Genomic DNA, 1,307 nt, shown 5'->3' with positions numbered 1-1,307 from the left:
CCGATGATTTTTGAAAGGGATGAGTTAATCGCAATAACATTTCCTGTCCTCTTTTCAAGGACAAGCATCCCACAGGGAGATCTCAAAAAAAGCTGAACACTTAGATCATCATGCATAGGTCACTCTTCTCCAATCTTTAATACACTTATTGCAAATCTGTCAACTATCGGCAGTAGTGCCTGCAATCCCCTCTTCTGCCGAATCGGATCACCAGAAAAGATATCCTCTTCAAGGTATGTGAAGAGATCCATAATATAACCGATGCGGGGATACAATACCGAAAAACGCTTTCTCGTCTCCACCGCCCCTTCCTGATTTCTCCGGAGAATCTCAAATATATACTCGATGAGATGGATAAGATAGAGAGGAATACCCCGGATTATCGCCTGTTTTCTAAACCGGTAGAATATCTCTGCCTTTCCAGTTATGGTTGCCAGCTTCAGGCCATAATAGGCCGGCTCCATTCCATCAGGCATCACCCTGATCATCCTCTGGAGGATCACTGCTGCGGATTCGAGCGATTCCCTCTCAAGCGCCCCCTGGAATGCACGACGCAGAAACCTGATATCATCGGGAAACGAGGATATAGCCTCCGTCAAAACCGAATCATACCGGCGGTTATCGCCATCTTCCCCGGCTTTACACAATGCAATCTCAGGGAACCATTCATCATGGGGGAACCATTCCCGTGCCTGTTCATAGACATCCCAGAAGAGGGAAGAGAGGAGATCAGCTTCTTCTTCGTCAAGAAGAGGGTGGGGAACGAGAGGCGGGCGGTGTTCGCTCATCGCCATCAACTGCTCCCGTGCAGAGAGGAGAGGATCAGATTGAAGGTGATCCGTCTCCATGCGTCCCGCCTGAATGTAACAATAGGCGATGGCCGATCCGATCAGCGGGTCGATATACCGGTATTTTTTCAGGAGAGGAATGGCTTTGTGGTACATCCCCCTCCGGATAGAATGCAGGCCGGAGACGAGGTCAAGGACGCCTCTGCCCCCATTACGCTTATGTTCTGCAAGGATGGCTCCAAGCTCATAATCAAAAGCCGGATCATTTATCCGGGAACTGTTCCGGAAGACCTCACAGGCGATCCCATCCAGAAAAAAATTATAATCGGGATCGGGGAGCCTTTCATCTCCTTCTTCAAGAGCGGAGACGACATGGGCGAAGAAGAGTGGGAGAGAGCGGCCTATTGCATCGCTGTTTTCCCGGATATACAGACGGAAGCGTTCTCTGATCTGGTCTGGATCATCATGCGGCATCAGATCCAATACAGTGCCCACTCCCATACAAGAGAGATCGCATCA

At 49.7% G+C, this 1,307-nt stretch carries 1 protein-coding gene; it reads right to left on the bottom strand.

What is annotated here, in order from left to right; all coding sequences use genetic code 11:
• Positions 1-119: 119 nt before the first annotated feature.
• Positions 120-1,271 (bottom strand): hypothetical protein, encoded by a 1,152-nt coding sequence (locus QCH34_RS12800; protein ID WP_300334698.1) that lies wholly within the window; start codon positions 1,269-1,271, stop codon positions 120-122.
• Positions 1,272-1,307 lie beyond the last annotated feature (36 nt).

Origin of the sequence: Methanocalculus sp. (genome assembly GCF_029762515.1) — an archaeon.
Taxonomy (GTDB): domain Archaea; phylum Halobacteriota; class Methanomicrobia; order Methanomicrobiales; family Methanocorpusculaceae; genus Methanocalculus.
This window is presented reverse-complemented; position numbering and strand designations above follow the sequence as displayed.